The sequence below is a fragment of the Marinobacter sp. S6332 genome, assembly GCF_023016045.1.
Classification (GTDB): Bacteria; Pseudomonadota; Gammaproteobacteria; order Pseudomonadales; family Oleiphilaceae; genus Marinobacter.
The window spans coordinates 590,373-598,784 of record NZ_JALKAP010000001.1 but is presented as its reverse complement, the minus strand read 5'-3'; the positions used below and the strand labels follow the sequence as shown (position 1 = coordinate 598,784).

General features: G+C 55.3%; 6 protein-coding genes and 1 riboswitch. Of the genes, 2 read left to right on the top strand and 4 right to left on the bottom strand.

Translation table 11 applies throughout. The features are described from left to right. Positions 1-10 precede the first annotated feature (10 nt). The gene (locus tag MWU62_RS02645) at positions 11-1,240 is read right to left on the bottom strand and encodes an ISL3 family transposase (protein ID WP_247113278.1); all 1,230 of its coding nucleotides are present in this window, start codon (positions 1,238-1,240) and stop codon (positions 11-13) included. 128 nt (positions 1,241-1,368) lie between these two features. Here MWU62_RS02645 and MWU62_RS02640 point away from each other — a divergent pair, with 128 nt between their 5' ends. Next, the gene (locus tag MWU62_RS02640; RefSeq protein WP_247113277.1) at positions 1,369-2,328 is read left to right on the top strand and encodes an integron integrase; all 960 of its coding nucleotides are present in this window, start codon (positions 1,369-1,371) and stop codon (positions 2,326-2,328) included. A gap of 24 nt (positions 2,329-2,352) precedes the next feature. On the opposite strand, the gene MWU62_RS02635 is transcribed toward MWU62_RS02640, so the two are convergent. Then, a complete protein-coding gene (locus MWU62_RS02635; RefSeq protein WP_247113276.1) occupies positions 2,353-3,411 on the bottom strand; it encodes a ribonucleotide-diphosphate reductase subunit beta in 1,059 nt (352 codons plus the stop codon). A gap of 245 nt (positions 3,412-3,656) precedes the next feature. Next, positions 3,657-6,425 carry a ribonucleoside-diphosphate reductase subunit alpha gene (locus tag MWU62_RS02630; protein ID WP_247113275.1) on the bottom strand — a complete coding sequence of 923 codons (2,769 nt, stop codon included), beginning with the start codon at positions 6,423-6,425 and terminating at the stop codon, positions 3,657-3,659. A gap of 142 nt (positions 6,426-6,567) precedes the next feature. After that, positions 6,568-6,765, bottom strand: a riboswitch (cobalamin riboswitch). A gap of 80 nt (positions 6,766-6,845) precedes the next feature. Between MWU62_RS02630 and MWU62_RS02625 the strand changes: the two genes are divergently transcribed. Continuing rightward, positions 6,846-7,583: a DUF3047 domain-containing protein gene (locus MWU62_RS02625; RefSeq protein ID WP_247113274.1), complete on the top strand. Its 738-nt coding sequence runs from the start codon at positions 6,846-6,848 to the stop codon at positions 7,581-7,583. A 9-nt stretch (positions 7,584-7,592) separates the two neighbouring features. Here the strand turns inward: MWU62_RS02625 and MWU62_RS02620 are convergent, their stop codons facing one another. Beyond that, a complete protein-coding gene (locus MWU62_RS02620; RefSeq protein ID WP_247113273.1) occupies positions 7,593-8,357 on the bottom strand; it encodes a transporter substrate-binding domain-containing protein in 765 nt (254 codons plus the stop codon). Positions 8,358-8,412: the final 55 nt, after the last annotated feature.

Genomic DNA, 8,412 nt, shown 5'->3' with positions numbered 1-8,412 from the left:
GGCTCTTCACTTATCTGTGTGGGTCAGGTGCCATTGGCAGTCCGCCATAGTGAAATAGAATCGCCCGCTTGAACCTCTCCTTGTTCCGGAACCCCCGGGATCGGACCTTTAACGCTCGAACCTGTCCATTGATCGCTTCCGCAAGGGCATTTGAAGCTCGGAAACGCATAGCGTTGAGGATCCCAAATAGCTTGGTTTCGATCTGATTTGCTGTGGAGCTCAGAGCTCGAACTTCAGTGAGTCGAGCCATGTGGATCCATTCTTTCCACGCCGCTCGGGCGCCTTTGACCCGGTAGCCTCGCCAGATATCTCGCGCTTTCTCCTTGAGATACCACACTAAACCGGTGTCTTTGAGAGCGCCGGACAAATATTTGATCTGTTGTATCTGCTGTTCTTTAAGGCTCTTGCGATGGCGTAGCCAGGTGTATCGGCTTCGATGGATCTCCTTCCGCATCGAATGATCCGCACGTGCCATGTCAGCTTTGCGAGTGGCATCAAGCGTTCGGGTCAGCATTTGCGCGACGTGGAAATGGTCGAAGGCGATCTTCCGGTGGGCTTTCTCGATATGCTCAAATGTCGCCTTCTGATAGGCCGGACTCATATCCATGGAGATAGACAGAATCGACCGCTTACGAGACGCATCCAGAGTGGCGTAAAAGCGCCCAAGACTACCAGAGGACCGACCGTCCTCCACGGCCAAAACCTGACCCCGACCGTTAGAAACGATCGTTACATAGTCGTGCCCTTTACGAAATGCCGTCTCATCGACGGCTAGCCGTGACGTATCTCGGTCAGGAGCATTAGCCAGACCACGTCGCACAGCCCGTTCCATGATGTTGTCGATGGCAGTCCAGCTCAGGCGCAACTGCTTGCTGACCGCAGAGATTGAGGCTGCCCTGAGCCAGCTGATAACGAAGGCTTCAAATAGGAGTGTGTACCGGCTGTTCTGTTCAGCCCAAGGAACACTGATCGTCAGACAGCCATGCTCGGGACACTGCACACGAGGAACCTGAGCAACCACTTGCGTTCGGAACTGACAAGTATCGAGATGACGCCAACGACGTTCCCGCGAGTCGTAGCCCGGGCAGGCATCGCCACAGCGGGGGCAGACAAGCTTAGCGCCTTTGTCCAGACTGACCTGAACGACGACTTCTCCCTGACTCTTATCCAGTTCGACGCCTGATACAAGCCAAGGAGAGGACAGCCCTAGAATGTGTTCGTAGAGGGTGTATTGATCCAACGTTGGTCCCCATCCATTGAGTTAATCGGATGCGACAACAGTGACCAAAAGCAGCAGGAAAATAAAGGGTTACCCACCATGATAAGTGAAGACCCCTAAATATACAGGCCTATGGCAGGGAGCCCACAATGCAAGGAAAGCAGCCTCGTTTACGCGATCAGGTTCGCGCGGTGATTCGCGTCAATCATTACAGCATTCGTACCGAGAAAACCTATTGGTACTGGATTCGCTACTTCATTCGTTTCCACCAAATGAAACACCCACGAGATATGGGCCCGCCGGAGGTTAATGAGTTTTTGACCTGGCTTGCCGTACATCGCAATGTTTCTGCAGCCACGCAGGCACAGGCGCTGAACTCTTTGGTGTTTTTGTACGACAAGGTATTCGGGACTCCACTCGGCGAGATTGGAGATGTAGTCCGGGCAAAGAAGCCTCGTAAGTTGCCCGTGGTGCTCACGCACGATGAAGCGATGCGCATCATCAACCATCTCAGTGAACCTAATAAGCTGATAGCATCCCTCATGTATGGCTCTGGTTTGCGGGTAACCGAGGCCTGTCGTCTGCGCATCAAGGATCTGGATTTTCAACAGCAGGTAATCACCGTGCGCGATGGAAAAGGTGCCAAAGATAGAACCACTTTATTACCTGCCACGCTGATTGAGCCGCTTCAGAACCATGTTGAGAGCATCCGCAAAGCTTGGCAGCAGCGCAGTGAGGAGTTTCTGCACCCGGTCAGTATGCCCTTCGCGCTCGCTCGCAAGTATCCCGGAGCAAGCCGTTCCTTAGCGTGGCAGTGGCTCTTTTCCTCTCCGGTTTTGTGTACAGACAATCTAGGCAATGTATCCCGACACCATCGCCATATTACATCCGTACAACGCTCTGTGCGCGGTGCGGCAAAGGCTGTCGGTATCCATAAACCTGCCAGTTGCCACACCTTCCGCCACACCTTCGCCACGGAACTTCTAAAACGTGGTAACGATATCCGCACAGTACAAGATCTACTCGGCCACGCAGACCTGCGAACCACCCAAATCTATACCCACGTTTTAGGGCAAGGTTTTGCGGGGGTTCGCAGTCCGTTGGGATGAGCGCAGCTCAGCGTTTGTGAGTACTCACCACTCCAACTGAGCCCCGGTCTGGTACTCAATCACCCGCGTTTCAAAGAAGTTCTTTTCTTTGCGCATGGTGGCTTGTTCTTCCAGCCACGGTGATACGTTTTTCGCCCCCGGGAAGGGCTCTTCCAGCCCTACGGTGCGGGCTCTTCGGTTAGCTATGAAGCGGAATTGCTCTGTGTGGTATTCCGCCGAGTAGCCAAGGATGGGGTCCCGCAGAATGTAGTTGGCGTAGTCGCTTTCGGCGGCTTCGGATTCTTCCCACATTTCACGCACGGCTTTGGGATCGAAGCTGATGTTTTCTTCTTCCAGTATCTGGTTCACCACTTTCAGGCCGAAGGCGAAGTGCATGGCTTCGTCGCGCAGTATGTATTGGAACTGCTCACCCGTGCCGCGCATCAGGCCGCGGCGTTGTAGGGCGAAGATGGGGCTGAAGCCGTTGTAGAACCAGCAACCTTCAAACACCGCTGCAAAGAACAGGTATGACATGATGAATTCTTGCAGGTCGTCTTTGTTCCGCAGGTTCAGGTCGGAGCGCATGGCGGCGTCCAGGCGGCGGTTTGCCATCTGGATTTTTGCGTTTATTTGCGGCACCACGCGGTAGCGGTTGTAAATTTCGCTTTGGTCCAGGTTGAGGGTTTCAATGCAGTGCTGGTAGGTCCAGGTGTGCAGGGCCTCTTCGTACACTTGGCGTGCCTGATATATCTGTAGCTCAGGCGCAGTCATCTTCTCCATCACCGCCAGACCAATGTTGCGCATGGCCAGTATGTCGGAGGTGGTGAGGTAGGCCACCACGTTTTCAAACACGTGCTTTTCTGCCGGGTTCAGGCGGTGGTGGTAGTCGTGAACGTCCTGGCTCATGTTCACGTCCAGCGGGGTCCAGTGGTTTTTGTTGGCGTTCATGAAGAACTCCCAAGCCCAGGGGTACTTGAAGGGGGCCAACTGGTTTACGTCGGTTTCGCCGTTGATTACGCGTTTGTCGTCTACGTTCACCGGGGCCACGCTGCTGTCTGCAGCGGGCTGGGTTTTTGGTTTGGTTTCGTCGTCCCAGTTCAGCATGGGTGGTGTCCTCTTAGTGTTAAGCCTGCAATTTTGGTGCGGAACCGCTCTGGTCATCCCTTCCGAAAACCGCTCGTGAACCCATCCATGGGGAGCTTGGCTGTAGCTATCCTTGGCTACAGACATTTTCGGGAGGGATGACCAGAACGGTTCTTCGAATTTAGGGGCTGCCGCTTCCCCCTCTCCCTAGCCCTCTCCCGCAAGGGGAGAGGGGATGTATGGTGCTGGCCTGATAAGTTATTGCTTTACTGACAAGCCTCACAATCAGGTTCATCAATGCTGCATACTTGTGGTTGCGGTGCGGCCACGGGGGCATCCTGCTGGTTCACGCCGGTCGCACCCAGCGAGCGCAGGTAGTAGGTGGTTTTCAAGCCACGTTCCCAGGCCAGCTGGTAGAGTTCATCCAGTTTTTTACCGCTAGGCTCGGCCATGTAGAGGTTCAGGCTCTGGGCCTGATCCAGCCACTTCTGGCGGCGGGAGGCGGCTTCCACCAGCCAACGGGCGTCGATCTCAAACGCGGTGGCGTAGCGGGATTTCAGTTCGGTAGGTATGCGGTCAATTTGCTGCACGCTGCCGTCATAATATTTGAGGTCGTTCACCATCACGTTGTCCCACAGGCCGACCGCCTTGAGGTCGCGCACCAGTGAGGGGTTCACCACGGTGAATTCGCCGGAGAGGTTCGATTTCACGAACAGGTTTTGGTACGCAGGCTCAATGGATTGCGACACGCCCACGATGTTGGAAATGGTGGCAGTGGGCGCAATGGCCATCACGTTACTGTTGCGCATGCCGTGTTGGGCGATGAGTTCGCGCACCGGCGCCCAGTCCAAACGGCTGTCGGTGTTCACGCTGATATCGCCTTCCCGGCGGGCGTTTTTCAGCAATTCGATGGAGTCGATGGGCAGAATGCCCTGGCTCCACAGGGAACCTTCGTAACTTTCATAAGCGCCCCGCTCTGCCGCCAGCTGGGCGGATGCGCGAATGGCGAAGTAACTCAGCTGCTCCATGGCCACATCGGCGAATTCCACCGCTTGCGGGCTGGTGTACGGTAGGCCCAGTGCGTAGAGCGCATCTTGGAAGCCCATCAAGCCCAGGCCCACCGGGCGGTGTTTCAGGTTGGAGTTGCGTGCCTGGGGTACGGCGTAGAAGTTGATGTCGATAACGTTATCAAGCATGCGCACTGCGGTGTTTACGGTGCGCTCCAGGCGTTGTACATCCAGCTCGCCATTGGCGATGTGGGCGGCCAGGTTCACCGAGCCCAGGTTGCACACGGCAATTTCATCGGCGCTGGTGTTCAGGGTAATTTCGGTACACAGGTTGGAGCTGTGGACTACGCCCTTGTGCTGCTGCGGCGAGCGCAGGTTGCAGGGGTCTTTGAAGGTGATCCAGGGGTGGCCGGTTTCAAACAATACGGTCAGCATTTTGCGCCACAGCTGTTTGGCCGGGATGGTTTTGAACAGCTCGATTTTGCCTTCGGCAGCGAGGGCTTCATAGTGTTCGTAACGCTCGCGGAATTCGTTGCCGTACAGGTCGTGCAAATCCGGCACATCGCTGGGGCTGAACAGGGTCCAATCGCGATCCTGGCGCATGCGTTCGATCAGCAAATCCGGCACCCAGTTAGCAGTGTTCATGTCGTGGGTACGGCGGCGCTCGTCACCGGTGTTTTTACGCAGTTCCAGAAACTCTTCGATATCCAGGTGCCAGCTTTCAAGGTAGGCACACACGGCGCCCTTGCGCTTGCCGCCCTGGTTTACGGCGACGGCGGTGTCGTTCACGACTTTCAAGAAGGGCACTACGCCCTGGCTTTGGCCGTTGGTGCCCTTTATGCGGGAGCCCAGCGCACGCACGGGCGTCCAATCGTTGCCCAGTCCGCCTGCCCACTTGGAGAGCATGGCGTTGTCGCGAATGGCGCCGTAGATGTCTTCCAGATCATCGCCCACGGTGGTGAGGTAACAAGACGACAGCTGGGAGTGGCGGGTGCCGCTGTTGAACAGTGTGGGTGTGGAAGCCATATAGTCGAACGACGACAACAAGTTATAAAACTCGATGGCGCGGCTGTTGGGGTCGTCTTCACGCAGTGCCAAGCCCATGGCGACACGCATGAAGAATACCTGTGGCAGCTCCAGGCGATCTTCTTTCCAGTGCAGGAAGTAACGGTCGTACAGGGTTTGCAGGCCGAGGAAGCCAAACTTCTGGTCGCGTTCAGGTTTGATTGCCGCGCCCAACCGCTCGAGATCAAACGCGGCAATGGCTTCATCCAGCAGTTCGTAACGAATGCCGGCGTGGATAAATGCGCTCAGGGCTTGTGGATAAACGTCTCCCAAGCTCAGGCTGGTGTCGAGGTTCAGTGCGGTCACGCTTTCAAGGCGCAGTTGTTCCAGCAGCAGGCGGGCGGTGACGGCGCTGTAGTCGGGCTCCCGCTCGATACGGCCACGGGCAGTCATAATCAAAGCGCTCAGCACTTCGGCTACATCGATGCCGTTGTAGAGGTTGCGAATAGCCTCGTCCACCAGAGATTCGGCTTCTATGCCTTCCAGCCCTAGTGCTGCTTTGTCGACCTGCTGCTTCATCAGGCCCAAGTCCAGCGGCGCTGTTCGGCCATCAGCCAGTTTTACGGTCAGCGTTGGATGGGCTTCTACCGGTTCGTGCAGGGCGCGTTCGCGGGCGTGTTCTTCGCGGTAGAGTACGTAGGCGCGAGCAACTTTCTGCTCTTCTGCGCGCATCAGGGCCAGTTCTACCTGGTCTTGTATGTCTTCGATATGCACCCGGCCACCAGCTTTCAGGCGACGGCTGATAGCTTGCACCACTTGCTCGGTTACCCGATGAACAGCGTCGTTTATACGGGCAGAACCTGCGGCTTCATCACCTTCAACGGCAAGAAAAGCCTTGGTAACCGCTACGCTGATTTTGGATGGGGTAAAACTGACCAGATTGCCGTTGCGCTTGATGACTTGCAGGGCTTCTGTGGCGGATGGTGATGAGAGCTGGGGCTCGGCGAGAGCGGTCGCAGACATGTGCTTTTCTCCTGAGTACGCGTTAAGTCCGTAACCTTCGCGTACGCAGGACAAACCAGCACAACAGCCTGTAGAGGCTGTTCTATGCATTGTTTGTTGCTGCTTACCTTGTAGGGCCTAAGTTGGCGCCTGAGTCGCGAAGGTACAGTATGTATTCCTTGGCTGGTCTTCGGACTCAGGGGCATGAACCTGTCGGTTCTGCCTTGCGTGGCGACTTCCCGGCTTGCGCCAGTGTCTTTGTGCCACGCTCGTTCCCCAATACCGCTGCGCGTCAGTTCCGGATTCTCACCGGATTCCCGAATACCATATTTGGTATTCAACCAAGGATTACGGCACTATATACGGGATAATTTCGAGAAACAAGGCAACTTTACCGGCTCGCCGCCCTACCACAAACACACTGCAAAGTGGGACAATTTTATGCTGATCACCACCCGCGCTATTAGTTGGCTTGTTGTTACTCTAGCCAGCCTCGCCTCCCCGCACCTTCTGGCACAAGAGCCGCTGCTCCCTGCATTCTCCAAAATGACATCGCTGACAGACGGTTGGGAGCCGCTGGAGTTCCCTGACATAGAAACACATTCCCGCTACGAACTGGTGCTTGAGAATGGTGTTCAGGTTATTCAGGCCAACACCTCCGGCGGAGCGTCTGGCCTTATCACACGGTTGGATACACAGCCAGAAAGTTCACCGATACTGAGCTGGCGCTGGAAGGTATCTAATGTTTTTGAGAAGGGCAATGCCCGTACAAAACCCGGCGATGACTACCCTGCCCGGATTTACATTGCCTTCGAGTTTGAACCAGAGAAAGCTGGATTTTTTGAACGGGCCAAGCGCAAAACCGTAGCACTGCTCTTTGGTGCAGAGCTACCGGGCAATGCCTTGAACTACATTTGGGCAAACACTCTGCCGGAGGGCGAATTTATACCCAACCCCTATACCGACAAAACCATGATGATTGCCGTCAACTCTGGCAAAGAGAAAGCCGGGGAGTGGGTGAGTATAGAACGGGATATTGTTGCGGATTATCACCAAGCCTTTGGGGAAAGCCCTCCGCCCATTCGGGGTATTGCAATCATGTCGGATTCAGACAATACCGGCGAAGAGGCAACTGCTTGGTATGGCGATATCACTCTCACCCGCGCTGACCCCAACTAGAGCGCCCTCTTAACGGTGCTCTTCAGGAAATCCGGGGATAACGAAGCCTGCCTTGAACTCCCGAACGGGCGCCACCTCACCCCGGCTGAGAAGGCGTAGATAAGCATCGTCAAGCTCCTCCCGGAGCAGTGATGCTCTGGGGCTCGCCAGAGAATAAAGCCATGCTGAATAGCGTGATCGCAGTTCCGAACCACGAATTCTATGAGTGGGTTGTTGGCGCAGTATTTCCTCAGCCGGTTCAAGGTAATCCAACACATAATCTCCGCGCTTGAGCCTCAACATCTCAAGCGCTGCGCGATTATTAGGCGCCTCGGTTAACCGTATGCGATCAGATTTCTCAAGCCAAGAAAGCAGGCCACCGTAGGTATAGCCATTGATTACAATAACGGTTTTACCCTCAAGCTGATCAAAATGTGTCAACGGGGTCGAGTCCTCTAGGTGCCAGGCGTACAACTTAACCGGGTATACATTCACCCAGCTCTCTAGCACCTCACCCTGAAGCACCGGAACCCCGGAGAGACCAGGAAACAAATCAATCGCGCCGCTTTTTAAATACAGATAAGCCCGGCTTATAGGCAAGTAAATAAACTCGGGCTCATAGCCTGCTTCCTCAACAACTTTTCGAGTGAGTTCAATAAAATAGCCCGCAGGCTGGCCCTGTTCATTCTGGTATTCAATGGGAGGGAACTCGGTATAACCAATGCGCACTGCATTTCCGCCCGTATCAGCCAACACAGGCTTTGCGAGGACAACAAGCCCCCATAGCGCAAACACAATCACACGCCGAGCGAAAAAGTGCCGGATAGAAACCGAGGCACAGTGAGAACGC

Excerpts from the sequence above, each read along its gene's own strand:
- MWU62_RS02640 (WP_247113277.1), top strand. The coding sequence starts at position 1,369 with ATGCAAGGAAAGCAGCCTCGTTTACGCGATCAGGTTCGCGCGGTGATT.
- MWU62_RS02635 (WP_247113276.1), bottom strand. The coding sequence starts at position 3,411 with ATGCTGAACTGGGACGACGAAACCAAACCAAAAACCCAGCCCGCTGCA.
- MWU62_RS02630 (WP_247113275.1), bottom strand. The coding sequence starts at position 6,425 with ATGTCTGCGACCGCTCTCGCCGAGCCCCAGCTCTCATCACCATCCGCC.
- MWU62_RS02625 (WP_247113274.1), top strand. The coding sequence starts at position 6,846 with ATGCTGATCACCACCCGCGCTATTAGTTGGCTTGTTGTTACTCTAGCC.